The organism is uncultured Thermanaerothrix sp., from assembly GCF_938028735.1.
GTDB lineage: Bacteria > Chloroflexota > Anaerolineae > Anaerolineales > Anaerolineaceae > Thermanaerothrix.
On the sequence record NZ_CALIMF010000017.1, the window covers coordinates 1 to 25,539 of the forward strand.

Consider the following 25,539-nt stretch of genomic DNA (forward strand, 5'->3'; position numbering starts at 1 on the left):
TTGACCTTATTATAGACCACTTTATGCAAAAATCAAGCCCTCCGTGCTTCTAGAAGGCCATTTTTACCCCTCTCCTTCCCTCCGCCCTTTTTCCGCTTCGCAAATCGATTTTTGCTTAAAAAACGGGGGGATTTGCGAAAACTCTCTGTGGCGCCCGTCTGTTCCCGATGATAAGGCAGTGGACAAAGCCGTCCCCATTCTAGCAGCTTCGCAGGTACGACCAAGGGTATACCGGCGCGCTTGTCTTGCGTTGCGGGCGTGCTATAATCCCTTCCAAGGAGTGATCATCATGCGTACCCTGATTCTAGCAACGATCTTATTGGGGCTTTTGAGCGCCTGCGTGACGCTTTCTCCCTCCCCTACCCCGCCACCCCTGCATCCGACCTCGACTCAGCCTTCCCCCACCCAGCCATTTGTGCCACCGACCGCGACCACAGCGCCCACGTTTACCCTCTCGCCCTCTCCTGCGCAGTCTGTGCCGGCGCCTGATCCGGCGCGGTTAGTTTGGCGGCCCTTCATCCGCGGGTTGGAACGGCCAGTGGATTTGGCCGATTTGGGAAACGGGCAGTTGTTGGTACTGGAGCAGGTCGGCCAGGTGCGTCGAGTTGTCAATGGGCAGGTGCAACCGGCGCCGTTCCTAGATCTGCGGGATCGGGTGGGCAGTCAGGGCTCTGAGCAGGGGTTGTTGGGGATTGCCCTAGACCCTGAGTTTGAGCGCAATGGCCTCTTTTACCTCAACTACACCGATCGCCAGGGAAACAGTGTGATCGCGCGTTACGCCCTCGCGCCAGATGGGCAGTTGGGTGATCCTAATTCGGAGGAGCGCCTGCTTTACGTGGAGCAGCCTTATGCCAACCACAACGGTGGGGGGCTGGTTTTTGGCCCCGATGGTTATCTCTACATCGGCTTGGGGGATGGTGGTTCGGCGGGTGATCCCCAGGGGCGCGCTCAGGACCCCAACACCCTGCTGGGCAAGATGCTGCGTATTGACGTTCGCGGGGCCCAGCCCTATGCTATCCCCGCCGATAACCCGTTTGCTGATGGTCGGGGCGGGCAGCCAGAAATCTGGGCCTTGGGCCTACGCAACCCCTGGCGCTACGCCTTCGATTCGGCTACCGGCGATCTTTACATTGCCGATGTGGGGCAGAACCGCTGGGAAGAGGTGGATTACCTGCCTGCCGGGGCTCCTAGCGGGGCCAACTTTGGTTGGAACTACCGCGAAGGCACCCACCCCTACAAGGGCAACCCACCGCCCGGGCTGGTGCTGATTGACCCAGTCTGGGAATACGGCCATGACCAGGGCAGATGCTCGATTACGGGCGGGTTTGTGTACCGCGGGCAGGCCTTGCCGGAACTGCAAGGGGTTTATATCTTCGGCGATTACTGCGGTGGGCAGGTCTGGGGGTTGTGGCGCACCCCTGAGGGTGCCTGGCAAGCCCTTGAACTCGCACGCACCAGTGCAAACATCAGCGCTTTTGGACAGGACCGCCAGGGTGAACTTTATCTCCTAGATCACCGGGGCGGCGTGCTCTACCGCCTGGAACGCCCGTGAGCCAAAGGGGGAACTGATGATCCTCTACGTGGGCTTGGAGAACGGTGTGGAGGGGCGAACGCTGGCTTGGGCGCTGGAGCATCCAGGTTGCTTTGCCTATGGACGCGATGCGACCGAAGCCCTCATCGCCATTGTCCCGGCATATGTGGCCTATACGGCTTGGGTGAGCCGCCACGCGCAGCCCACGTGGCTGCCCGAGGGTGGGGATGTGGATGTGCGCCTGGTGGAAGTGTGGGAGGTGTACCACCTTAATGAACACTACGAACGCGTCCCAAGCGGCGGTTATGCGGTGAATGCCTGGTTTCAGCATGATTGGAAGCCCCTGACCCGCCTCGAGGTGCGGCGTGGGCGGCAACTGCTGGCGTGGAGCCGCGCCGACCTGCTCGCTCTGGTCCAGGGGTTGGACACAGCCACCCTGGACCGCACTTATCCGGGTGAACGCTGGAGCATCCGGGATATCCTAGAGCACCTTGCCGGGGCCGAATGGGAGTACCTGGACCGGCTTAACCTAGCCGAACAGCCGCGTGCCGCTCTCCCGGCCGACCCCTTCGAACGCTTGGCGGTGGTGCGCCAGTGCTTGGAGGCGGTGCTGCCCCAACTGGAAGGGGAAGAGCGCGTCATCGGCAAACGCGGTGAATTATGGAGCCCGCGCAAACTCCTGCGCCGCGCCCTCTGGCACGAGCGCGACCACTACGACCACATTCGCCGTCTGCTTAACCTGACCTGAGCGCCGGCCAGACCCAAAATTACGGGAAAACCCGCACGACTCGGCGGGTTTTCGGCGTTAAGCACAGGGATTTCGCTAGAAGTCGGCTTGGTGTATCTGGTCACTGCTGAATGGATCTGGCTGGCCCTGGATGCCCAGGCCGACTTGCTGTCGTTGGTGACCAAGATCAACACCACCCCAACGCCGGTGCCACCGGCCCCACCCCCGCAGAAATCGCACTCTCAGCAGAGATCGCTACTCCATCTGCCTCCCCTCAAGCGCAACCATCCTGCCCCTGCACGTGCCGGAGTGTTTTTTTTTGCCCTGATCCCGCCTTCCGGCCAACCCGAGCCGCCACGCTGATACGTTTCTTGCAAATCTCTAATGTTTTTCATATGCTGGGGGGCTAACTTAAGGAGTGTCTTGGGGATCATTCAGTAATCCGGCAAGCGTTCAATATTGAAAGGAAAGGAGGGATGTGGCAATGATCGAGCCCTTTGTGCCCTGGCGTGAAATCCGACGCATGGAACACGAGATGGAGCGCATGGAGCGCGAGATGGATCGCCTTTTTGAGTCGTTTTTCCCGCGCCGGCGCCGCTTCTTTGAAGCCGAGTTTCCGCCGATGAACGTGTGGACCAACAGCGAGGGCGCGGTGGTAACGGTGGAGGTGCCGGGTGTGAACCCGGAACAGTTGGAACTGGCTGTGGTCGGCGATACGCTGACGCTGCGCGGCAAACGCCTTGCCGAAGATCTACCCGAGGGCGCGCGCTATCAACGCCGTGAACGCTTCCAGGGTGAATTTGCGCGCTCGTTGCAATTGCCCTTCACCATTGATGCCGAACACGTTGAAGCCCAATACGAGAACGGCATCCTGACCATTACCCTGCCGCGCGCCGAGGCCGACAAGCCCAAGCGCATTACCGTACAGACAGCCTGAGGCGCGCCGTGATCTCAGTCAGAAAGGAGGAAAGAGCCATGGCGGAGGAAACCCGAGCCCTACAGGTGCGTGAAGAAACCCGCCCGGCTCGCGTTGAGCGGGCCCGCCGTATCCTTGCGCCGGCGGTGGATATCATCGAAACCCATGACGATATTCTGATCCTGGCCGATATGCCCGGCGTCAACCAAGACAATGTGGAGGTGACGCTGGAGAAGAACATCCTCACCATCCGCGGCACCGTCCAGAGCCACGCCCCGCAGGGCTACAACCTGGATTATGCCGAATATGAGGGTGGGGATTATGAGCGCACCTTCACACTGACCGAGGACATCGATCGGGAGAAGATCGAAGCCCTGATGAAGCAAGGTGTCTTGCACTTGCGCCTGCCCAAAGCCGGTCCGGCACGTGTGCGCCGTATCCCGGTGAAAGCCGTGTAAGGATCTTGGTGAAAGAAAGGAGGTGAGCGCGTATGCCCATCACCGATTTGATTCCCTGGCGACCCAAATCGCGCGCGCTGGCGGTGCGCCGTGAGGCGGAACGCTCACCCTTCGCTCTGATGCGCGATCTCGATCGCTGGATGGAGTCGTTCTTCGACCGCGCCTGGACGCTCTCGCCGTGGGAGTGGTTGGAAGAGACCTGGGAGACCTTCACGCCGCGCGTGGATGTTAAGGAGACGGCGAAGAAGGTCATTGTCACCGCCGAACTGCCCGGCCTGGATGAAAAGGACATCGAGATTTCCGTGGTCGGGGATACGCTGGTGCTCAGCGGCGAGAAGCGCCAGGAGGAAGAGGAGCAGGGCGAGGATTACTACCGCATGGAACGCCGCTATGGGTCGTTCCGCCGCGTCATCCCGCTGCCTTGCGAAGTGGAGGTGGACAAAGCGGAGGCCACCTTCAAGAAGGGCGTGCTAACCATTACCCTGCCCAAGACGCCCGAGGCGCAGAGCGCGCGCAAGACGATCCCGATTAAGACTGCCTGAGCAAAAGCCGACGGGGGTGGCGCGCCACCCCCGTTAAATATCTTCTAAGGAGGGAGAGACCCGCATGATCATCGGAGCTAGCCGTATGCAACACTTGTTCCGCCGCACTGCCGGCATTAACGTGGATAAGAGCGATCTGAAGCGCATCTCGGACCTTATCAGCGATAAATTGCATGACTTGCTGATTATGGCCGAGCGGGCAGCCGCAGCCAACGGGCGCGATGTGATCACTGAAGCCGACCTGCCGCTCACGGCAGGTTTCCAGCGCAGTTTGCAAGCTTTCCGTGACCTGGACGAGGACATCGAACTGCGCCCTATTTTGGAGCGCATGGCCACTTACCCGCCGCTGGATCGCACCTTATCGGCGGAGGTCGAGGCGCTGTTGCCCGACCTGGCCGGTGCACTGCTGCTGATCATGGCCCGCAGCCTGAAGGTTCTCGATCCGAAGGTAGAGAACCCGGTACCGGAGCATTTTGACCGCTTGGAAGCGCTGCTCGAACTGACCTTATAAAGTCCACCCCCGCCAATGTGAGTTACCACGTTGGCGGGGGTATTTTGTCAGAAGGCTTACGGGGACACGGAGCCTGGGTTGGGGTAGGTAGATAGACTCCCGCGCAAAGCAGACTTTGGGTTACAATCGAACCGCATGACCTATCCCAAACCCCAGGATAGATGTGTTGCGCTCCTCACTCTCCCGTTCTCTCCCCTTTGTGCTGACCCTAGGGATCGCGCTGGGCGTGCGCGTGGGGTTGTGGCATATCTATCCGGTGCGGGCTTTTAGCGATACCGGGGCCTACCGCCGCGCCGCGCAGAGTATCCTTAACGGCTGGGAACATTATGATGGCGTGCGCACGCCGGGTTATCCGGCTTTTTTGGCGCTGTGGGGGAGCGACGAGCGAGTGTACTTGGCGCAGTTAGGGCTGGGGGTGTTGATCACATTGCTCTTTTTCTACCTCGGTTGGCGGCTGTGGCGCGCGCCGTTCTTGGGCTTGGTCGCGGCCTTAGCCCATACCCTTAACTTGGGGCAACTCTTTTTTGAGGCCCACCTGCTGAGCGAAACGCTGGCGACGTTCGGCGTGGCACTTACGCTGGCCTTGGCCTGGGCCTGGTTCGAAGCAGCCCCGCAGTGGCGTCCCTGGGTGGCGCTGGGTATGGGTCTGAGCGGCGCCCTGGCTGGGTTAACTCGTCCGTTGTTCCTGTTTTTGCCCTTCTGGCTGGGGGTGGTGTTGGCGGCGCTGCCGGTCATTCGCGGCAAGGGTGGGTTCTGGCAGCGGTTGCGTCGTTTGGAATGGCGCACGTTGCTGGCGGCGTGGCTTGCCGCCGGGGTGGTGGTGGGGGCGTGGATCGGATTCATCCATGCCCGTTTTGGAATGTGGAGCGTCACCACTATGACCGGTTACAACCTAATTCAACATACCGGGTATTATTTTGAATATGTGCCCGATGAGTATGCTGCGCTGCGCGAGGTGTATCTACGCTACCGCGATGCGCGCATTGCGCAGTATGGCACCCAGAGTAACACCATCTGGCAGGCCATTCCCGAGATGATGCAGGTCTCGGGATTGGGGTTCTACGACCTCTCGCGCACCCTCGCACGCCTTTCGCTGCAACTCATCCGTGAGCACCCCGATCTTTATCTGCATTATGCCCTGAAAGGGTGGTGGCTATTCTGGCGTGCGCCGATCATCTGGGCGCCGGAAAACCTAACCCACCCAGCCTGGCGATCTTGGTTGAACGGCCTGGCCAGCGTAGAACGTGCCGGTCTCTTTGGCCTTAACCTGTTCTTCATCCTGCTCTCACCGCTGATGCTGGTGCGGCGCTGGCGCGAGCAAGTGCCTCTGCCCCCTTATCTCAATATACTGGCCGCAACCCTGTGGGTGACGTCCATCCTGCAAACCCTGCCCGATCACGGCGATAACCCGCGCTTTCTCATCCCCATGCAATCGTTGGTGGTGCTGTGGGGATTAGGAATGGCCGGGGCACTCTACACCTTTTACCGCCATCGCGCCGCCCAATCTAACCCTCCTCATGACTTCCAAAGTGAGGTAAAATAATTGTAGTTATCCACGCATCTCGGCACGGTGACGATGAGGCTCGCCCGTGCCATGCAACGCGATGTTTCGGGGTATCCGATGATAGCCTCTACCTGATCCGGTAGAGGCTATTTTTATTGGCCTTGCTCATATGGAGGGAAAATATGGACACATCGGCATCACCAACGACAACCCAAGCGGCACTTAGCCCGCACCGCGCCTTGCGCTTCGTCCTGCTCATCGGGGTGGTGAGCCTGCTCGCCGATATGACCTACGAGGGCGCGCGCAGCATCAACGGGCCTTTTCTGGCTTTGCTGGGCGCCAGTGGGGCGGTTGTGGGCACCGTTTCAGGGTTGGGAGAATTGATTGGCTATAGTTTACGCTTGGTCTCCGGCTTTTTCAGCGCCCGCACGCGGCGCTACTGGCTGACCACCTTTATCGGTTACGGCATCAACCTGTTAGCGGTGCCCCTGTTGGCCCTGAGCGGGAACTGGCCGGTCGCAGCGGTGCTGATGATCGCCGAGCGGGTAGGTAAGGGCATCCGCGTGCCCCCGCGCGATACCATGCTCTCGTTTGCCACCCAGCAGGTGGGGCGGGGTTGGGGCTTTGGCCTGCACGAAGCCCTCGATCAAATCGGCGCCATTCTCGGCCCGCTGGTGGTGGCGGCAATTCTGGCCATCCAGGGCAATTACCGCCACGGTTATGCCGTCTTACTGCTCCCGGCTCTATTGGCTTTGGGCGTCCTGGCGGCGGCGCGTTACCTCTACCCCCGCCCGCAGGACCTGGAAGCCGACACCCCGGCTCTGCGCTTTAGCGGGTTCAACCGGGCCTTTTGGATTTACGTGCTGGCCGCCGGGCTGATTGCCGCCGGCTTTGCCGATTTTCCGTTGATCGCCTACCACTTTGAAAAAGCGGCAGTTGTATCCCCGGCCATGGTGCCGGTGCTGTATGCGGTGGCGATGGGCGTGGATGCGCTGGCCGCTCTCATTCTCGGGCGTGTCTTTGACCGTCTCGGGATGGTTACCATGATGGGGGTGGCATTCCTCACCGCCTTCTTTGCGCCGTTGGTCTTCTTGGGCGGAGCGGTGGCCGCCGGGATTGGGATGGCGCTGTGGGGTATCGGCATGGGGGCGCAGGAATCCATCATGCGCGCCGCCCTAGCTGAGCGCATCCGTCCGGAGCGCCGGGCGCTGGCCTACGGGATCTTCAACACCGCCTACGGCTTGTTTTGGTTCGGAGGCAGTGTGCTCATGGGGTATCTGTACGATGTCGCGCTTCCGGCCTTGATCATCTTCTCCGTCCTGGTGCAGTTGGCAGCGCTTCCGTTGTTTTATGTGATTCGTGGAAAGGAGTAGATCAAAATGTTAGTCCGTGATGTGATGACGCCCAACGTGCCTGCCATTGCGTTGGAAGCCACGCTGACCGCCGCCGCGGAGAAAATGCTCGCCGATCATACCGATACCCTGTTTGTGGTTGAGGGCGAGCGGCTGGTGGGAACTATTGGCTTGCGTGATCTGTTTACCGCCCCGGTTCCAGCTCACTTTGAGGGTGCTACCCTGCGCCAGCCTGACCTCAATGCCCTGCGTCAGGTGTGGAATCGAACCCGCGTTGAACACCTAATGAATACCAACGTCCTCTCTGTGACCGAGGATACTCCCCTGCTCAAGGCCGCCGAGATCATGATCAATAGCGGCAAACATCCTCTGCCGGTCTTGCGCCAAGGGGCAGTGGTGGGAATGATCACGCGGCAGGCAGTGGTGCGGGCGGTGCTGGCGGCTCGCCATGGAGAGATGAATGGAAACCGTTAAGTCGGAGCCAAGCGACTTAACGGAAATGAGAACTCAAACATACGATACCTTAAGGAGAAACTGTTATGGCCAAAATCACCTCTGTTCACGCGCGCGAGATTCTTGATTCGCGCGGCAATCCTACCGTTGAGGTTGAAGTCCGCCTCAGTGATGGTGCCTTTGGGCGCGCTGCTGTTCCCTCCGGTGCTTCAACCGGCGTCCACGAAGCGCTGGAATTGCGCGACGGCGACAAGACGCGCTTTGGCGGCAAGGGGGTATTGAAGGCGGTTGCCAATGTCAACGGCCCCATTGCCTCTGCCCTGCTCAGCCAGGAAGCCACCGATCAGGCGGCGGTGGATCGCATTCTGCTCGATCTGGATGGGACGCCCAACAAACGCCACCTGGGCGCCAATGCCATCCTGGGCGTCAGCCTGGCCACCGCCCGCGCCGCCGCGGCCTCACTGCACCAGCCGCTCTACCGCTACCTGGGCGGCGAGGATGCAACGCTCTTGCCCGTGCCAATGTTCAACATCCTTAACGGCGGGGTGCATGCCAACTGGCAAGGCACCGATCTGCAAGAGTTCATGATTGCGCCTGTTGGCGCGCCGACCTTCCGTGAAGCCCTGCGTTGGGGGGCCGAGATTTACCATACCCTCAAGGCGGTGCTGAAAGAGAAAGGCTACGCCACTGGCGTGGGGGATGAAGGCGGTTTTGCACCTGCCCTCAAGCGCAACGTGGATGCCGTGGAATTGATCCTCCAAGCAATCGAGAAGGCCGGCTACAAACCCGGCCCGCAGGTCGTGCTGGCCCTCGACCCCGCCTCAAGCGGTTTCTTTGAAGACGGCGCTTACCACTTGCGCACCGAGAACCGCCGCGTCTCGGCAATGGAAATGGTGCATATGTACGCGGAATGGGTCAACAAATACCCCATCCGGGTGCTGGAAGACGGCCTGGCCGAGGATGATTGGGACGGCTGGAAACTCTTGAACCAGGCTTTGGGCGAGAAAATCGAACTGGTCGGCGACGATATCTTTGTCACCAACGTGGAGCGCATCACTCGCGGCATTCAAGAGAATATCGCCAATGCAGTGCTGATCAAACTCAACCAAATCGGCACCCTGACCGAGACCATTGCCGCGGTCAAACTGGCGCGTCAGGCCGGCTGGGGCGCCATGGTCTCGCACCGCAGTGGCGAGACGGTGGATTCGTTCATCGCCGATTTCACCGTGGCCATGGGCACCGGGCACTTGAAAACCGGCGCGCCGTGCCGCGGCGAGCGGGTGGAGAAATACAACCAACTCTTGCGCATCGAAGAGGAACTGGGGTCACGCGCCACGTATGCCGGACAGCACGCCTTCGTGCGTTAGTGTTCAGTTGCCCAAGGTAGAACGCGCCCCACGGCGTGCCATGAGGAAGATCATGAGTGAGCAAGAACACGAATTGGAAAAATTAGAGGTGTGGGTGACCCGCGAGATGGCCGAGGATTTGCGCGCCCTGTTACAAGAAGAGGGTTGGACGCAGGACGAAGGCCTGCGCCTGATCCTGGGCGCGGGGATGGGGGCCGTGCGGGCGGCACAGGCGGAAGCGGACCTGGAGAACGAGGCACTACCTGAAGCCAATGACGCGCCGCCCACCTTTGAAGCCATGCGCCGGCGCCTGATCCATGTGGAAGCCAGCCTGGCCGTACTGCGCTTCCGTCTCTTTGAAACGCAGGAAGCCAACCGCGCCTGGAACCTTTCTACCGGCGCCATTCAAGCCGAAAATGTCGGGCTAAACGCTCTGGTCAAACGGCAAAAAGAGGACATCGAAGCCCTTAAAGCCCGCCTGGCCGAACTGGAAGCGGCACTGTGCCAAGCCACATCCGCACCCGCGCCACTTGCCCCGGCGTCTGAACCACCATCCGGCAGCGGGTGGGAACGCCTGCGCCGGCTCTGGCCGCGTAGGCGCAAGGCCACGTCCTGACCCTTGGCGCGATCTCATGCGGGCCTTCTGGTTGCTGAAAGGAAAGTTTTCAACTCGCTCCCGTTCCAGAGTCGTTTTCCTGCAGGTGGGTCACCCAGCGGCGCAGTTCGTCCCGTTCCTGTTGGCACACATTTAGACGCAGTGCCAGGGCCTGCGCGTCTTTTAGAAACTGGTAGGCGCGGAAGCGCATTACTGCATAGCGGGCGTTGATTTCCACCCGTTCGCGCAGCAGACGTTGCAGCAACGCAGCGTCTGCTGCCGGAGGGTCAGCCGGTGCGTTCCCTTCCTGTTGTTGCGCTTCCAAATACGCCAATCCTGCCGCCAGGATGAAACGCACCCCTTCCACCTCATCCCACCCGTTGGCCGCGCAGACGGTCTGAATGGCGGTCCACATCTCATTGAGAAGATCCACTTCAAGGTGGACGCGCTGGGTCTGGGCAAAAAATTCCTGTTCAAACTCACGGCCGTAATCGCTCATTGCACTCTCCATGCTAGGGGCAAGCCCCGATCAAGCCCGCTGGGTATCCACGAAATCGCTGGGCGGATAGCCGCTGAAAAAGGCCAAGTTCTCTTTCCATGCCCGCTGTTCGGCTTCACTCAGGGGTTCATCGCGGTGTTCCCAGGCGTGCTTACGGATGTATTCATTCATAGCGGCAATTTGCTGGGTAAGGCGCGCCAGGGCCGTTTGGCGCACAAATGCCGCCGCCTGAGGGTAGCGCACGCCCAACGTTAAAGCCTGGCGCAGGTGGTGCAAACACAAGCCATCCGACTCACGATAAAGGGCTTGCCAGGTCTCCGCTTCCTGTTCCAGTGATTCTAGCAAACCGGCCAGGGCATTGCGGGCACTGGATGCGGCAGCGGTGCACACCGGGCAGGCCGTGGGTGCAGGGGGCGGCGTCAGACGTACCCGCAGTCGCTCCAACCACCGCCACAGCCGGCCTAATGGGTGCGGTTGGGGCTCCAGGCGTGAGTGGGGCAATGGCTGTTGTGCCAGCCGCTGATAGACGTAGCGGCTGAGCGATTCATAGAGAATGTTGGTGCCCAGCCAGTCGTTGAACATGGCTTGCTCCACGTGGGCGACCAAGCGAGTGTGTGTTGGGCAGTACCCCCAGGCTTCCAGAAACTTCACCCGCGTCACCGGATCGTTAATGTGCTCCCAGTGCAAACTTTCCACGTAGCGGCGGGCAGCCAGGTGACTCACCTGACAGATGGGACAGCCCGGGCGGCTCAACAGTGCCTTTAGGTCAAAAATGGCAGTCAAAAAGGACATAGCCCTTAAGCAAAAAACCTCCACCACTCCACAAGATTGGGTAGAGGCTATCAGTCTCACCGACGGTTGATGGCGAGCCTCATCGCCGTGTTGATTGTATCACGAACGCCCCGGTTGTGCGGCAGAGAGCACATGACGCGAAAACCGCCGCTCGCACCTCAAACGCATATCCTGTTGGTGCTTGTGCACCACGCCAAACCCATCTATACTAGACTTATCATCCTTTCTTTTCCGGGGGGGCGGTATGGTCAATTCAGGCATCGGCATTCTGGGATTCGTCTGTTTGGGGGTGTTCCTGTTGATCTTCATCGGGGCGGGGATTTATGCCCTCAGCCTCTACGGGCGGGAGAAGAAAAAGGGCACCGAGACGCAAACTTGGCCGGCAGTCAGCGGGCGCGTGGTGGAAGCCTATGTGGCAGAAGATGTCCAGGTGGATTCGGAGGGGGATCGCAACCGCGTGTTTGCGCCGCGCGTGGTCTATGAGTATGAGGTCAACGGTCAGACCTACCGTGGTGACCGCCTGCGCATCGGCGTTGAGTCGTTCATCGGCAGTCGCCGCCGGGTGGAGCAGGAACTGGCCCGTTACCCGGTGGGTAGCACAGTGACGGTGTATTACAACCCGGCCAATCCGGCGGAAGCCGTCTTGCAGCGCGGGGCCGTGAGCAAAGCGGCGCTGGTCATCGGCATCGTCTTTCTGGTCATTGCCGGCATGACTGCGTGCTTGGTAGGCGTAGCGGCTCTGGCCACGCTACTTTCGCAGTAGCATAGGGCCCGAAAAACAAGCGCTTTGCCCCGAGAGGGGGCTTTGCGTTTAAGGTTAGGGCCAAAAATCGTGATTAACTCAATATAACATCACGATAAAACTATGTTATAATGATATATTAAGTTCGACCCCCAGCCCCTTTTCCATAAATCTTATATCAATACTTCCAAATCTCTCTCAGGAGGTGCTCTTATGCCGGATGATGTTGTTGCCTCACCTGCTGAAAGCGTTGAAGAGTTCGGGTATAAGCAAGAACTCAAACGCTAACTGTCGTTTTGGGACCTGTTGGTATATGGTCTTGTGTTCATGGTGCCAATTGCCCCCATGGGCATTTACGGCGTTGTGGCCGAGATCAGCCAGGGGATGGTGCCGCTGACTTACCTCATCGGGGCGGTGGCGATGGTCTTCACCGCTCTCTCCTACTGGCGCATGGCGCAGGCGTTCCCCATTGCCGGTTCGGTGTACTCCTACGCCCAGCGCGGCCTGAACCCGCATGTGGGCTTCCTGGCTGGGTGGGCCATTCTGATTGACTACATCCTGGTGCCGGCGCTGGTGTACCTGGTCGCGGCGTTGTGGTTGGCGGCGGAAATTCCTGCCATCCCGGTTTGGGGCTGGATTTTGATGTTCCTCATCCTTAACAGCGCGCTGAACCTGCTGGGCATTGACGTGATGGCGCGCAGCATGTGGGTGATGCTGGGGATCGAACTGCTGGCGTTCTTTGCTTTTGTGATTGCTGCGATTATTTATGTGGCCAAGGGCGGCGGCGTGGGGGCTTTCAGCCTGGCACCCTTCTTCAACCCAGAGAAATTCAACTGGCAATTTGTCCTTACCGCCACCTCGGTCTCGGTGCTCTCGTATTTGGGATTTGATGCCATCAGCACATTGGCCGAGGAGACCCGCAACCCGCGCCTGATGATCGGCCGTTCGATGGTTGCCGCCCTGGGCTTGCTGGCCTTCTTCTTCATGACCCAAACCTGGTTAGCGGCGCTGGTCTGGCCGGATTACACCACCTTCCCGAACACCGACGTGGCGTTCTTCTACATCGCCCAGGAAGCCGGCGGTACAGTGGTGCGTCTACTAGCGCTGATCGGCACCGTGCTGGCTTGGGGGATTGGTGATGGCATTGCGGCGCAGGCGGCCGTTTCACGCGTCCTCTTCGGCATGGCCCGGGATGAACAACTGCCCAAATTCCTGGCCTGGGTGCACCCCAAATACAAGACCCCCTGGATCGCCATCTTTGTGGTGGCGTTAATCACCCTGCCTATTGCCACTCTGCTTGACTTGGAAATCCTGTCTTCGCTGGTTAACTTCGGCGCACTGACTGCCTTCATGGTGCTTCATGTCACGGTAATTGGTTACTATTTCTTCCAGAAGCGGGAGCGCTCACCGCAAGCCATTTTGAATTACCTCATCCTGCCGCTGGTCGGATTATTGATCATTGGCTTTGTGTGGGCCAATCTCAACGTCCACGCTAAGACCTTGGGATTCATCTGGCTAGGGATTGGGTTTGTGGTACTGCTGATCGTCTCGCGCGGCTTCCGCAAGGTGCCGCCGGCCTTGCAGGTATAATAAGAGTAGGAGGTAAACCATGAAACGCTTGTCCCGTGAGCATGTGTTTTTCGCTTTTGCCCCCGATCTCAAGCCCGCGTTGGAAGTTCAGCCGGGTGAAGAGGTCTGGCTGGAAACGCATGACTGCTTTGAAGGGCAGTTGAAGAGCGAGCAAGACTTGATTGATAATCTGGATTGGGATCATGTCAACCCCGCCACGGGCCCACTCTACGTGCAAGGCGTTAAACCCGGCGATGTGGTGCGCGTGGATATTCTTGAACTGCACGTCGGCGAACGCTCAACCATGGTCACCGTGCCCGGTGAGGGCGCACTGGGCAAGCATCTCACCCACGTGGAGACGGTGATCCTGCCGCGCCAGGGGGAAGCGGTGGTCTTTCGCAACCGCACCCGCGTGCCCCTGCGCCCGATGATTGGCGTGATCGGGGTGGCGCCGCGCGAGGGCAAAGTTCCCTGCGGCACGCCCGGCCCGCACGGTGGCAACATGGACTGCACCCTGATCACCCAGGGCGCTAGCGTGTACTTCACCGCTGCCGTGGACGGTGCCCTCTTCGGCTGTGGCGATTTCCACGCCGCCATGGGCGATGGCGAAATCGTCATCTGTGGTGCCGAGACACCGGGTGAGGTGCGCCTGAAGATCGAACCGGTGCCGGCGCTGGCCGGTCTGCCCACACCCTTCGTGGAAAACGAAACCCTGGTTGCCACTATTTACTCCGCCCCGACCATGGATGAAGCCAGCCAGGGCGCCATCGAAGCCATGGCCAAGTTCCTGACCGATCAGGTGGGCCTTTCGGTCAATGACGCTGGCCTGCTGATGAGTCTGGTGGGCGAACTGAAAGTGTGCCAGGTGGTAGACCCGCTCAAGACGATGCGCTTCGAGTTCCCCAAGGCCGTGCTGGCTGACTACGGTTACCGCCTGCCGCGCTAAATGTAACCCATATCGCGAGGGACACATGCCTGAGGAAGGCCCCTGCCTTCCTCAGGCGCTCCTTTTTAAAGGGCGCTTGAAGGTCATGAAAGCGAGTACAATTGAGCGGGTTTCACAGCATCCTCTGGAGATGGGAGAACTAAATCTATGCCGACCGACTTTCAAACCCCCGCTTGGGTACACGATGCCGTCTTCTATCAGATCTTCCCCGATCGCTTTGCCCGCAGCGCCGCGGTGGAAAAACCGGGCAACTTAGAGCCCTGGGAAGCACCTCCTACCCCGAATGGCTTCAAAGGGGGTGACTTGCTGGGGATTGTGGAACACCTCGATTACCTGCAGGACCTGGGTATCACCGCCCTCTACCTCAACCCAATTTTTCAGTCGGCTTCCAATCACCGCTACCACACCCATGATTACTACCGTGTGGATCCGTTACTGGGTGGAGATGCTGCCTTTCGCCGCTTGCTGGAGGAGGCCCACCGCCGCGGCATGCGTATCGTCCTGGATGGCGTCTTCAACCACGCCAGCCGCGGTTTCTTCCAATTCAACCACATCCTGGAAGTGGGTGCGCAGTCCCCGTACCTGGATTGGTTTGTGGTCCACGGTTTTCCGCTCAACGCTTACGAGGGCACGCCCAATTACAAGTGCTGGTGGAACCTGCCCGCCCTGCCTGAATTCAACCACGCCAACCCGCAGGTGCAGCGCTTCATCTTCGATGTGGCCCGCTACTGGTTGGAGCAGGGAATTGACGGCTGGCGGTTGGATGTGCCCTTCTGCGTCACTGAGCCGGGTTTCTGGGCGCGCTTCCGCGAGGTGGTCAAGGCCGCCAACCCTGAAGCCTACATCACTGGTGAGATTCCTGAGGCGGCTGATCCCTGGCTGCAGGGTGATCAATTCGATGGGGTGATGAACTACTTGCTCACCTACGCCTGCTGGGGGTTCTTTGGTGGTGATCGCCTCCGGCGCGACCTGGTTGGCCACTGGTACGAGCATGGGCCGGAGTACTTTGTCGGCGATGCCGCCGCTTTTGCGAGCAAAGTGACCCACCTGCTGGAACGCTACCCGCGCCCGGCAGTGCTGGCCCAACTCAATCTGCTGGATAGCCACGACACCGCGCGTTTCCTCTCGTTGGTCAGCGGGGAACGCGCTCTGCTGCGCCTAGCCGTGCTTTTCCTGATGACTTACCCTGGCGCGCCCTGTGTGTACTACGGCGATGAAATCGGCCTGGAAGGGGGGCCAGACCCTGACTGCCGCCGGGCGTTCCCTTGGGACGAACAGCGCTGGGATCACGACCTGCGCGCCTGGTACCGCACCTGCATTGCTCTGCGCCAGGCTCATCCCGCCTTGCGCAGCGGGGAATTTATTGCCTTGCAGGCGCAGGGTCAGAGGCTGACCTATTTACGCCGCCAGGGGGAGGATCAAGTCGTGGTGGTCCTAAACCGCTCGACGCAAACCCTGCACTTGGACGTGGAAGTGGGTGAGCATCTTGCCGAGGGAACATGCTGGCGCAATGTGCTGGGGGCGGGGATGGCCCATGTGACGCACGGCCACCTCCATGGATTAACCCTTGGCCCGTGGAGTGGGGCCATGCTGGTACCGAAACCTTGATGTGAGGAGGATGAAACGATGAAAAACACTTCTTCCAAGTCCTATCTATGGTGGGTGGCTTGGGTGATCTTCATCGTTTTGGCCACCGACTTTTACGAGTGGGGGGCTCAACCGCATCTGTGGCTGGGGCATCCGTTGTGGTTGTGGCGGTTGGTGGCTTTGGTTCTGGTGATCGGCTTCGTGTATGCCTGGCTGGCTCGCACAACCTGGGAGGATGACGAGGCATGAACGCATTGGGGTTATTAGCGGCTTATCTAGCGTTTCTACTGCTCATTTCCGGGTTCGCGCGCCGACGGGCGCTCCAAAGCCCAGAGGAGTTTTTTCTGGCCGGGCGTACCTTAGGGCCGGTGGTGCTCTTTTTTACCTTGGCGGCTACAAACTTCTCGGCCTTTTTCTTCTTGGGCTTCGCTGGCGCGGCCTGGAAAAGCGGATTAGGCCAGTACGGGATCATGGGGGTGGGTACCGCGTTGGTGCCGATTTCGTTCTACTTTATCGGGCGTAAAGTGTGGCGGCTGGGCAAACAGAAGGGTTACGTGACTGCCCCCCAACTGATCGGCGGGGAGTTCAACAGCTCCATCTTGCGCCAGTTGGTCTTGTGGACGATGATTCTATTTACCCTGCCTTACCTGCTTACCCAGGCGGTGGGGGCGGGTATCCTCGTATCCGCGTTGGTGGGCAGCGATTTAGTGCGCGTTGCAGGGGCCGTTGTGATGGTTATCATCGGTGCCGTGGTGATTCTGGGCGGGATGCGCGGCTCGGCCTGGACGGATGTCTTACAGGGTGGGATCATGATCGTTGCCATGGCGGCGGCTTTGATTTTCGTTGCCAGAGGCCTGGGTGGATTTACCCAGGCTGGTTTGCGGGCTTTCGCCGCTGCACCGGAGCACTTTATGCGCCCCGGCCCGGATGGTTATTTTTCACTGCCAACCTGGATTTCTTTCATCGCGTTGTGGACATTCGTCAACCCCCTCTTTCCCCAGATGTTCACCCGCTTTTACACCGCGCGGTCATTGCGCTCCCTACGCTTGACGCTCTGGCTTTATCCGCTTCTAGTGAGTTTTCTCTTTCTGGCACCGGTGCTCATCGGCGTTTGGGCCCGCGGGGTGGGGCTTGAACCGCCTTCTGCCGACGCGGTACTTCCCACCATGGTCGCTGAATTTGCGCCAGGCTGGGTACACGCTCTAGTAATGGTTGGCGCTCTAGCAGCGTTGATGTCCACGGCCGATTCACAGTTGCTGGCGCTGGCAACGATGATGAGCAACGACTTGAAACTCTTGGGCGGCGGGGTGCAAGCGGGGCGATGGTTCAGTGCGGCAATTTGTGGGCTGGTGGCGGCGGCGTTATTACTGGGTTTCAATCCGCAACTTCCTATTTTTACCTTTCTGACTCAGACCACGTTCGCTGGCCTGGCGGCGCTTACCCCGGCCACCCTGGCGGCGCTCTATCGTCCCACCTTGCCTCCCGCGGCACCGATCGTCTCAATTCTGGTGGGTGAAGGAGCTGTCCTGGCCATGCGGCTGGGAAAACTCCCTACATTTGGCTTGGCCGATGGCGTTGTTGCTTTGAGTATTGCGGCCCTCACGCTGTTGGTGGTGGCAGGGATGAGCCGATTGCTTCAACGTCAACCCGCAATGCGAACTCCTGAAACCGCTGTATGACCTTTTCTTTCTGCAGGTCTTGCTTTTTCGACTTCAAGTGGTTAAAACCTCCACAGTAAATGTTTAATGCTTTAGAAGCGGAGGCTACGTAACCATGAGTTGGATTCAAGAACGTCTGGTGTTGATCACCGGCGCGACAGATGGCATTGGTAAGGTCACGGCGCGCGAATTGGCCAAGCAGGGCGCGCAGGTGGTCATCGTGGGGCGCAACCCAGAAAAGACGGCCCAGGTGGCTGAGGAACTGCGCCGCGTCAGCGATAACCCAAAGGTGGATTACCTTATCGCGGATTTGGCCTCTCAGGCCAGCATTCGCCAGATGGTGGCAACCTTTCGTCAGCGCTATGATCGCCTGCATGTGCTGATTAACAATGCAGGGGCTTACTTCACCCGCCGCGAGGTCAGCCCAGACGGACTGGAAATGACGTTTGCCCTCAATCACCTGGGTTACTTCTTGACCACCTTGTTGCTCCTTGATGTGATCAAGGCGAGTGCGCCGGCGCGCATTATTAACGTCTCATCCATGGCGCATGCAGGGGCGCGCCTGAACTTTGAGGACTTGCAGAATGAACGTCGTTACAACGGCTGGCGGGCCTATTCACAATCCAAACTGGCCAATCTGTATTTCACCTATGAACTGGCGCGGCGGCTGGAGGGCACGGGCGTGACGGTCAATGCCCTGCATCCCGGTTTTGTGGCCTCGCGCTTTGCCCACAATAATCACGACCCGATTGCATGGGGCTTCCGCCTGCTACAGCGCTTTTTCGCGATCTCACCAGAAGAGGGCGCGCAAACGTCCATCTATCTGGCGACAGCGGAGGAGGTAGCCGCAATCAGTGGACGTTATTTTGTCAACAAGCGCGCGGTGTCCTCCTCGCCAGCCTCGCAGGATCGGACAGCTGCCCAGCGCCTATGGGAGGTCAGCCTGCGTCTGTGTAGTCTGGCAGAGATTACGCCGGTTACTTTCACGGCGGTGGCGTAGCCGCCAGAACCTGACGTACTGGGGCAAAACTGCGCCGGTGCAGGGGGCAGGGGCCCAGGCGAGCCAGGGCCGCCCGATGGGCCGGTACACCGTAGCCTTTATGCCGGGCAAAGCCATAACCCGGGTACTGCGCCTCGTACTCGCGCATTCGTGCATCGCGGGCCGTCTTAGCCAGCACGGCAGCCGCCGCAATGCTCAAGGCACGCTGGTCGCCTTTGATCAGCGCCAGTTGCGGCAGATCGAGATCGGGTAGGTGCAAGGCATCTACCAGGAGGTAATTGGCGGGCCAGGCGGCGGCTTCCAATGCCCGCACCATGGCCAGGCGAGTAGCGGCCAGGATGCCCAAACGATCAATTTCGTCTACCGAGGCCATCCCCACCCCCCAGGCCAGGGCGAGGCTACGGATGCGTTCAGCCCAGCGTTCGCGTTGGGTGGGGGTATGCTGTTTGGAATCGCGCAGGCCGCTCAGGCGGGATAAAATCTTTTCATCAGGGGGCAAGATTACACAGCCCGCTGTCACCGGTCCGGCCCAGGCACCCCGCCCGGCCTCATCTAGGCCGGCGACGTAGCGCACACCCTGCGCCCATAGGCGCCGCTCAAATACCAAATTGGGGGTTGGGGGGACTTCAAAGGGTTCGAGGCGGCGTATCATAAAGCCCTCGCCGCGCATTATGGCGGATTTTCAGCACATCCAGGAACATCTGGCGCGCATCGCGCCACATACGCACCTTGCTCTCAGGGTTGAAATACCAGGGAATGGGGATCTCCACAACTTTATAACCCCGCCGACGCGCGATGAAAAGGATTTCCACATCAAAGGTCCAACCGTAAATTGTCTGGTAGCGGAAGAGATCTTCCGCAACTGCCGCACGGAACATTTTGAAACCGCACTGGGTATCCTGCAAACCCGGCAAGGCCAGCAGGCGCACCAGCAGGTTGAAGGCGCGGCCGGCCAGGTGACGGATCTCCGGCTCGCCGTAACGGCGGGCGCCGGGGGCTTCACGTGAGGCAATGGCGATATCCACCTCGGCGGGCAACTGGGGCGGGAGGAAGCGGTTGACCTCGGTGATGGGCATGGAAAGATCGGCATCGCAAATGAAACGATAGGCCCCCACTGCGGCCAGCATCCCGCGCCGCACGGCCCAACCTTTGCCGCGCACATCCTCATGAAAGACGCGCAGGTAAGGTAAGCGCTCAGCAAACCCCTGTGCCACAGCCAGGGTGGCATCCGTAGAACCGTTCTCAACCACTAACACTTCAGCGGAATACGGCTGACGGGCGAGAAAATCGTGAATCGCCTGCAGGGTGCCTGGCAGGCGATGTTCTTCGTTATAAGCAGGAATGATGATAGAAAGTAGCGGCTCAGCCAAAGGTCACCTGCCCACGGGCGCCGCAGCGCATGCAGGCTCAGAACAGAGGGACGTTGAGGTGATCGCGTTCGCTGCCGTTGGCCGGTCCACTGATCACCACTTCCTGCCCTGGCGTGCCAGCCAGGCGGACGACCTCATACACCTCAAAAGCGTTGCCTAGGTAAGGTTTGCGACGGCCGGTGACGAAAACCTGACCGGCTTTGAGGCGATGGATCAGCTCCTCGCGCGTGAGCAACACATGATCCGAGAAGACCAGCCCGCGCCGCTCATGCACCCGTGCCAAAGCAATGCGTCCGCTGGCATCATAGCGCACGGCTTCAATCACCCCATCGTAGCGTTTGGGTCGTTGGTTGTCCTCGGATTTCTTTCTGAGAAAAGGTAGCGCCATAGGTTGTCTTCACCTTGGGAAGGATATGCGCGTTGCGCCTCCGCTTGCAGGAACAACCGCCGAGCATTCTCGGCGGCAGATTTCCTAGTCGGGGTGGGCGGACTTGAACCGCCGACCCCCGCGTCCCAAACGCGGTGCGCTTCCATCTGCGCCACACCCCGCTGCTTCAGAGTATAATCGGAAGGGTCATCCTTCGTCAAGGACTCTGCTAGGACATGGCACGTTGAGGGTGGCATGGATGCCCAGAATGAGGCGCGTCCGACGTCGGATCTCATCGAGGAGGCATTGGATTTATGGCTGAGGTTTTGCTACCTGAAGTAGCAGTGCGTTTCATCCGCTATGCACGCATTGATACGCAATCCGATCCCCATTCCACTACCTGCCCCAGCACGGCCAAACAACTCGACCTAGCGCGCATGCTGGTCCAGGAATTGGAGGCATTGGGGGTGCAGGAGGTCACCCTGGATGAGAACGGTTATGTGATGGCCACCCTGCCCGCAAATGTGAGCCATCCTGCGCCAACGGTGGGGCTGATCGCCCACATGGATACCAGCCCCGACCTGACTGGCGCCAACGTCAATCCACAGGTGCACCTCTACCAGGGCGGCGATCTCGTGCTCGATCCCGAAAACGGCGTGGTGCTCTCGCCGCGCGAATTTCCCGAACTGGCCCAGTATGTTGGGCAGGTACTCATCACCACCGATGGGCGCACTCTCTTGGGCGCGGATGATAAGGCGGGCATTGCCGAGATTATGACCGCGCTGGCTTATTTGGTGGCGCATCCTGAAATCCCGCACGGGCGCATTCGGGTGGCCTTCACTCCGGATGAGGAGATCGGACGCGGAGCCGATCGCTTCGATGTGGCGCGCTTTGGCGCCGATTTTGCCTATACCGTGGATGGGGGAGAATTAGGTGAGTTGTCCTTCGAAACCTTTAATGCCGCCCGCGCCGAGGTGACGGTGCGTGGGCGCAGCGTGCACCCGGGCAGTGCCAAGAACAAGATGATTAACGCCAACGAGGTGGCGATGCAGTTCCACGCGCTACTGCCCCCTGCCGAACGGCCCGAATATACCGCCGACTATGAGGGGTTCTATCATCTGATGGCCTTCCAGGGCAGCGTGGAAGAGACACATCTTCATTACATCATTCGCGATCATGATCGTGGGCGCTTTGAGGCGCGCAAGGCGTGGCTACAACGCGCGGCAGAGTTCCTCAACGCGCGTTATGAGCAGCCCCTAGTACAGGTCCAGGTGCATGATCAGTATTACAACCTGCGCGAGAAGATTGAGCCGGTCATGCAGATTGTAGATCTGGCGAAAGCGGCGATGCTCGCCTGTGGAGTGACACCCAAGGTCGTGCCGGTGCGGGGCGGCACGGATGGTGCACGTCTCTCTTACATGGGCTTGCCGACGCCTAACCTTTTCACTGGCGGACACAATTACCACGGGCGCTACGAGTACATTCCCATCCCCTCGATGGAGAAGGCTGTGGCGGTGCTAGTCGAACTGGTGCGGCGGGTGACGCAATTGCCGGTGTAGATGCACCAGGCGCAGAGAATGGTATAATATATTGCAGTGATCATACAACCGGCATTTTTGCCTGGCTTTTAGTATCACCCGGTTCTGGCTTTCGAAGGCGAAAGTCCTAACCGTGGTTTTGTGTTTAAACTTGTAGAAAGAGGTTTATCTTTACGATGGTGGTTTCAATGGACGAGACGATTAAGCGGGTCATTCCAAATCACTTCAGTTTGCCCCGGCGCATTAACCGCCTGGGACAATTGGCCTATAACTTGTGGTGGACTTGGAACCCCGAGGCACAGATGCTCTATCGCCTGATCAGTCAGCGCCTGTGGGATCAGGTCAACCATAACCCGGTGACCTTCCTGAAGAAGGTGGAGCGCAGTCAGTTGAACGCGGTCACCAATGATCGCCATTACCTTGATCTTTATGACCGGACGTTCCAGAAATTTGATACCTATATGCAGGATACCCAAACCTGGTTTGCACGTACCTACCCCCAGCATACCCATGAGGTGATCGCCTACTTCTCGTTTGAGTTTGGTCTGCATGAATGCCTGCCGGTTTATGCGGGTGGCTTGGGCATTTTAGCCGGAGATCACCTCAAGGAGGCCAGCGATCTGGGCATGCCGGTGGTAGGGGTGGGATTTATCTACAACCAGGGGTATTTTGTTCAGCGGATCACCGAAGACGGGTGGCAAGAGACCAGTACCTACTACCTGGATTACGATGAAGTGCCAATTATCCCGCTAACGGATGCCCAAGGGCAGCCGGTACTGATCAGCGTGGAGTTGCCCGGGCGCACCGTCCATGCCCGTTTGTGGCAGGTACAGGTGGGGCGGGTGGCGCTTTACCTGCTGGATACCAACCTGGAGCAGAATCAGGAGAATGATCGCCAGCTCACGGCGCGGCTTTACAGCAGCGATCCGGAGGTGCGCATCTCACAGGAGATTTTGCTGGGGATTGGTGGGGTGCGTGCGTTGCGCCGCCTGGGGCTGCAGCCCAAGGTGTGGCACATGAACGAGGGTCACTCTGCTTTTCTGGTGCTGGAACGGGCGCGTGAACTGGTGCAGAGCGGCCTAACTTTTGAGCAAGCCGCAGCGCAGGTGCGCAAGGGCAATGTCTTTACCACCCACACGCCGGTACCGGCGGGGGTGGATCAATTTCCGTTGTGGCTGGTGGATAAGTACCTCTCGGCGCTGTGGCCGCAATTGGGTCTGACGCGCGAAGAGCTCATTGCGCTGGGGCATCAGACCACGCCGTGGGGCGAAGCCTTCTGCATGCCGGTATTGGCGCTGCGCCTTTCAGATCATGCCAACGCGGTTTCCGAACTGCACGGCGAGGTCTCGCGGCGGATGTGGAACTTCCTGTGGCCAGAGCGCCGCCCGGAGGACGTGCCGATCATTCACATCACTAACGGCGTGCACACACCTTCCTGGCTGGCGCGGCGGTTGCGCTTGCTCTATGAGCGTTACTTAGGGCCCGATTGGTTGGAACATCTGGATGAGCCCGAATTGTGGGATCGGGTTGCCAGCATCCCGGATCATGAATTGTGGGCGGTGCGTCAGCATCTCAAGCGCAAACTGGCGCTTTACGTCAACGAACGGGCGCGCCAATTATGGATGCGCGGCAATGTCCATCCCTCACAGGTACTGGCAAGTGGCGTTTTCCTGGAGCCCTATTCGTTGACGATTGGTTTCGCGCGACGCTTTGCCACGTACAAACGTGCCACGCTGATTTTGCGCGATTATGAGCGTCTGCTGCGCCTCATCACGAATCCCGATATGCCGGTGCAGATTGTCTTTGCCGGCAAGGCGCATCCGGCGGATGAGCCGGGTAAATTGCTCATCCAGCAGGTGTATCGCGCGGTCAAAGATCCACGGGCGGCGGGGCGGCTAGTATTCTTGGAGGATTATGACATGAATCTGGCGCGCCTGCTGGTGCAGGGGGTGGACGTGTGGTTAAACAACCCGCGCCGCCCCAATGAGGCTTCGGGCACCTCAGGCATGAAAGCAGCGCTTAATGGCGTGCTTAACTTCTCGGTGCTGGATGGTTGGTGGCGTGAGGCCTATAACGGTGCCAACGGTTGGGCCATTGGCGAGGATGCCGACCCGGTGGATCCGGCGCACCAGGACGAACTGGACGCCCTCAGCCTCTACGACACGCTGGAGAAGGAGATCATTCCGCTCTACTACCAGAATCGCTCGGCGGATAACATCCCCTCGGGCTGGATTGCGCGGATCAAGGAATCCATTCGCACGCTGGCGCCGCAATTCAGTACGCGCCGCATGCTCAAGGAATACCTGAGCGAAATGTACCTCCCCTGCCTAGAGGCGGAAGAGGCCGTTACTTCTGCGAGCGGAGTAACGGCTTCGGTGACCTCGAGTGAGGCGAGTTGAGCCATGCATTTGACCCTGACCTGGCACAGTTTGTTGGTGGCGCTGGGCATCTTTGCGCTGCGCGTGTGCGATATGTCGCTGGATACCATCCGGGTACTTTTCGTCGTGCGCGGGCGCAAGGGTTTGGCCTGGGCGCTGGGCTTCATGCAATCGCTCATCTTTGTCATTGCCATCAGTTCGGTATTGGCCAACCTCGATAACCCTCTCAACATCGTGGGATATGCGGCTGGGTTTGCGACCGGTAATGTGGTGGGTATGACGATTGAAGAGCGCCTGGCAATTGGGCATTTGCAGTTGACCATTATTAGCCCGTTGCGGGGGGCGGCCATTGCCGAAATTTTGCGTTCGCATGGCTACGCGGTCACCGAGGTGGCTGGGCGGGGATTGAGCGGCACGGTCACCATTTTGCACGTGGGGGTCATGCGCAAAAATCTTAGTGAGGTAGAGACACTGGTGCTGGAGGCCGATCCGGAGGCTTTTGTGACGGCGGAAGAGATTCGCCCAGTGCGGCGGGGTTACTGGCGAGCATAAGAGCGATGCGGCGTGCCGAGGAGTGGGCTGGGGTGTTTTCCAGGGGGATGCAACCTTGACCGCAATCCTTTTGTTTGCTAAAATGTCATCCGCAAGGCGACGTGGCCAAGTGGCAAGGCAAGGGTCTGCAAAACCCTGACCGCGGGTTCGAATCCCGCCGTCGCCTCTGCAGAGAGAAGGTGTTACGATCACACTGCACCGGTTGCGACTGTAGGTGCAGTGTGGTTTTTTAGGTGCCTTTAGCCCCTAGCCAGCGACCCATGACAGTCGCTGGTAACGTCAGCTGGGTGGACGTACGCGCTTATGGGGCCAATCAAGCCAATTCCTCGGTAAGGGTGACCAAGGGACAATTGACGGGATGGCGCTTGGCCCAGTGGTGCTAAGGCCTAGATGGGCAGGTCTCTTAAACTGCCCGTGCTGCGTCAAACCGGCTGCTCAGCCCAGAAGGTTCGCCGCGGGATGCCTCTTCGGTTCGCATCCGGTTGTCAATGGCCTCTTACAAAAAACCTGTGGCAAGTGGGAATTCTTGCCACAGGTTCGGGAATATCTTACTCAGGGGGGTGCTACTGGCAGGGCATTGGCTTTTTCACATCCAAGTGAATACCG

Annotated in this window: 27 protein-coding genes, 2 tRNA genes and 1 riboswitch; of the genes, 23 read left to right on the forward strand and 6 right to left on the reverse strand. The window is 59.4% G+C overall.

What is annotated here, in order from left to right; genetic code table 11:
- Positions 1–289 precede the first annotated feature (289 nt).
- From Q0721_RS09925 to Q0721_RS09980, 12 genes are all read left to right on the forward strand, one after another.
- Positions 290–1,552, forward strand: coding sequence for a PQQ-dependent sugar dehydrogenase (locus Q0721_RS09925; RefSeq protein ID WP_299029092.1), 1,263 nt, complete (start codon positions 290–292; stop codon positions 1,550–1,552).
- A gap of 16 nt (positions 1,553–1,568) precedes the next feature.
- Positions 1,569–2,279, forward strand: coding sequence for a DinB family protein (locus tag Q0721_RS09930; protein WP_299029094.1), 711 nt, complete (start codon positions 1,569–1,571; stop codon positions 2,277–2,279).
- Positions 2,280–2,369: 90 nt separating this feature from the next.
- Complete coding sequence (locus tag Q0721_RS09935) at positions 2,370–2,621, forward strand: hypothetical protein (protein ID WP_299029097.1); 252 nt, start codon at positions 2,370–2,372, stop codon at positions 2,619–2,621.
- 121 nt (positions 2,622–2,742) lie between these two features.
- Positions 2,743–3,195 carry an Hsp20/alpha crystallin family protein gene (locus tag Q0721_RS09940; protein ID WP_299029100.1) on the forward strand — a complete coding sequence of 151 codons (453 nt, stop codon included), beginning with the start codon at positions 2,743–2,745 and terminating at the stop codon, positions 3,193–3,195.
- Between the two features lie 38 nt (positions 3,196–3,233).
- The gene (locus Q0721_RS09945) at positions 3,234–3,632 is read left to right on the forward strand and encodes an Hsp20/alpha crystallin family protein (protein WP_299029103.1); all 399 of its coding nucleotides are present in this window, start codon (positions 3,234–3,236) and stop codon (positions 3,630–3,632) included.
- Between the two features lie 32 nt (positions 3,633–3,664).
- Positions 3,665–4,174 (forward strand): Hsp20/alpha crystallin family protein, encoded by a 510-nt coding sequence (locus tag Q0721_RS09950; protein WP_299029105.1) that lies wholly within the window; start codon positions 3,665–3,667, stop codon positions 4,172–4,174.
- Positions 4,175–4,238: 64 nt separating this feature from the next.
- Positions 4,239–4,685, forward strand: coding sequence for a DUF1931 family protein (locus Q0721_RS09955; RefSeq protein ID WP_299029107.1), 447 nt, complete (start codon positions 4,239–4,241; stop codon positions 4,683–4,685).
- Between the two features lie 163 nt (positions 4,686–4,848).
- The gene (locus Q0721_RS09960; RefSeq protein WP_299029110.1) at positions 4,849–6,228 is read left to right on the forward strand and encodes a hypothetical protein; all 1,380 of its coding nucleotides are present in this window, start codon (positions 4,849–4,851) and stop codon (positions 6,226–6,228) included.
- A 143-nt stretch (positions 6,229–6,371) separates the two neighbouring features.
- On the forward strand, positions 6,372–7,562 hold the full coding sequence (locus Q0721_RS09965; RefSeq protein WP_299029113.1) for an MFS transporter: 1,191 nt from the start codon (positions 6,372–6,374) through the stop codon (positions 7,560–7,562).
- 6 nt (positions 7,563–7,568) lie between these two features.
- Positions 7,569–8,015 carry a CBS domain-containing protein gene (locus Q0721_RS09970; protein ID WP_299029116.1) on the forward strand — a complete coding sequence of 149 codons (447 nt, stop codon included), beginning with the start codon at positions 7,569–7,571 and terminating at the stop codon, positions 8,013–8,015.
- Between the two features lie 65 nt (positions 8,016–8,080).
- Positions 8,081–9,361: a phosphopyruvate hydratase gene (gene eno / locus Q0721_RS09975; protein WP_299029119.1), complete on the forward strand. Its 1,281-nt coding sequence runs from the start codon at positions 8,081–8,083 to the stop codon at positions 9,359–9,361.
- 52 nt (positions 9,362–9,413) lie between these two features.
- Positions 9,414–9,956, forward strand: coding sequence for a hypothetical protein (locus tag Q0721_RS09980; protein ID WP_299029122.1), 543 nt, complete (start codon positions 9,414–9,416; stop codon positions 9,954–9,956).
- Positions 9,957–10,005: 49 nt separating this feature from the next.
- Here the strand turns inward: Q0721_RS09980 and Q0721_RS09985 are convergent, their stop codons facing one another.
- Both Q0721_RS09985 and Q0721_RS09990 read right to left on the reverse strand, forming a co-directional pair.
- Entirely contained in the window at positions 10,006–10,434 is a 429-nt protein-coding gene (locus tag Q0721_RS09985; protein WP_299029124.1) for a hypothetical protein, read from the reverse strand.
- A 30-nt stretch (positions 10,435–10,464) separates the two neighbouring features.
- Positions 10,465–11,226: a DUF6062 family protein gene (locus Q0721_RS09990; RefSeq protein ID WP_299029127.1), complete on the reverse strand. Its 762-nt coding sequence runs from the start codon at positions 11,224–11,226 to the stop codon at positions 10,465–10,467.
- 34 nt (positions 11,227–11,260) lie between these two features.
- Positions 11,261–11,322, reverse strand: a riboswitch (Fluoride riboswitch).
- A gap of 148 nt (positions 11,323–11,470) precedes the next feature.
- Between Q0721_RS09990 and Q0721_RS09995 the strand changes: the two genes are divergently transcribed.
- From Q0721_RS09995 to Q0721_RS10025, 7 genes are all read left to right on the forward strand, one after another.
- Positions 11,471–11,989 carry a DUF3592 domain-containing protein gene (locus tag Q0721_RS09995; RefSeq protein WP_299029130.1) on the forward strand — a complete coding sequence of 173 codons (519 nt, stop codon included), beginning with the start codon at positions 11,471–11,473 and terminating at the stop codon, positions 11,987–11,989.
- Positions 11,990–12,274: 285 nt separating this feature from the next.
- Positions 12,275–13,558, forward strand: a complete 1,284-nt coding sequence (locus Q0721_RS10000) for an APC family permease (RefSeq protein WP_366519210.1) — start codon at positions 12,275–12,277, stop codon at positions 13,556–13,558.
- A 19-nt stretch (positions 13,559–13,577) separates the two neighbouring features.
- Positions 13,578–14,483, forward strand: coding sequence for an acetamidase/formamidase family protein (locus Q0721_RS10005; protein WP_299029136.1), 906 nt, complete (start codon positions 13,578–13,580; stop codon positions 14,481–14,483).
- Positions 14,484–14,630: 147 nt separating this feature from the next.
- The gene (locus tag Q0721_RS10010; protein WP_299029138.1) at positions 14,631–16,091 is read left to right on the forward strand and encodes a glycoside hydrolase family 13 protein; all 1,461 of its coding nucleotides are present in this window, start codon (positions 14,631–14,633) and stop codon (positions 16,089–16,091) included.
- A gap of 18 nt (positions 16,092–16,109) precedes the next feature.
- Entirely contained in the window at positions 16,110–16,319 is a 210-nt protein-coding gene (locus tag Q0721_RS10015) for a hypothetical protein (RefSeq protein ID WP_299029141.1), read from the forward strand.
- Positions 16,316–17,749 (forward strand): sodium:solute symporter family protein, encoded by a 1,434-nt coding sequence (locus tag Q0721_RS10020; RefSeq protein ID WP_299029143.1) that lies wholly within the window; start codon positions 16,316–16,318, stop codon positions 17,747–17,749. The genes Q0721_RS10015 and Q0721_RS10020 overlap by 4 nt, the downstream gene beginning before the upstream one ends.
- Before the next feature lie 94 nt (positions 17,750–17,843).
- Entirely contained in the window at positions 17,844–18,728 is an 885-nt protein-coding gene (locus tag Q0721_RS10025) for an SDR family oxidoreductase (RefSeq protein WP_299029146.1), read from the forward strand.
- Here the strand turns inward: Q0721_RS10025 and Q0721_RS10030 are convergent.
- The 4 genes from Q0721_RS10030 to Q0721_RS10045 form a co-directional block, all read right to left on the reverse strand.
- Complete coding sequence (locus Q0721_RS10030) at positions 18,712–19,380, reverse strand: ribonuclease HII (protein ID WP_299029148.1); 669 nt, start codon at positions 19,378–19,380, stop codon at positions 18,712–18,714. The two genes, Q0721_RS10025 and Q0721_RS10030, sit on opposite strands and share 17 nt — an antisense overlap.
- Positions 19,355–20,098 carry a dolichyl-phosphate beta-glucosyltransferase gene (locus Q0721_RS10035; RefSeq protein ID WP_299029151.1) on the reverse strand — a complete coding sequence of 248 codons (744 nt, stop codon included), beginning with the start codon at positions 20,096–20,098 and terminating at the stop codon, positions 19,355–19,357. Before Q0721_RS10035 ends, Q0721_RS10030 begins: the two co-directional genes overlap by 26 nt.
- A 37-nt stretch (positions 20,099–20,135) precedes the next feature.
- The gene (locus tag Q0721_RS10040; RefSeq protein ID WP_299029154.1) at positions 20,136–20,486 is read right to left on the reverse strand and encodes a hypothetical protein; all 351 of its coding nucleotides are present in this window, start codon (positions 20,484–20,486) and stop codon (positions 20,136–20,138) included.
- An 88-nt stretch (positions 20,487–20,574) separates the two neighbouring features.
- Positions 20,575–20,647 (reverse strand) — tRNA-Pro (locus Q0721_RS10045).
- A gap of 144 nt (positions 20,648–20,791) precedes the next feature.
- On the opposite strand from Q0721_RS10045, the gene pepT reads away from it, so the two are divergent.
- The 4 genes from pepT (at position 20,792) to Q0721_RS10065 (ending at position 25,099) form a co-directional block, all read left to right on the forward strand.
- On the forward strand, positions 20,792–22,024 hold the full coding sequence (pepT, locus tag Q0721_RS10050) for a peptidase T (protein ID WP_366519211.1): 1,233 nt from the start codon (positions 20,792–20,794) through the stop codon (positions 22,022–22,024).
- Positions 22,025–22,191: 167 nt separating this feature from the next.
- On the forward strand, positions 22,192–24,402 hold the full coding sequence (gene glgP, locus Q0721_RS10055) for an alpha-glucan family phosphorylase (RefSeq protein WP_299029160.1): 2,211 nt from the start codon (positions 22,192–22,194) through the stop codon (positions 24,400–24,402).
- A 3-nt stretch (positions 24,403–24,405) separates the two neighbouring features.
- Positions 24,406–24,933: a DUF5698 domain-containing protein gene (locus Q0721_RS10060; protein WP_299029163.1), complete on the forward strand. Its 528-nt coding sequence runs from the start codon at positions 24,406–24,408 to the stop codon at positions 24,931–24,933.
- A 95-nt stretch (positions 24,934–25,028) separates the two neighbouring features.
- Positions 25,029–25,099 (forward strand) — tRNA-Cys (locus Q0721_RS10065).
- Positions 25,100–25,539: the final 440 nt, after the last annotated feature.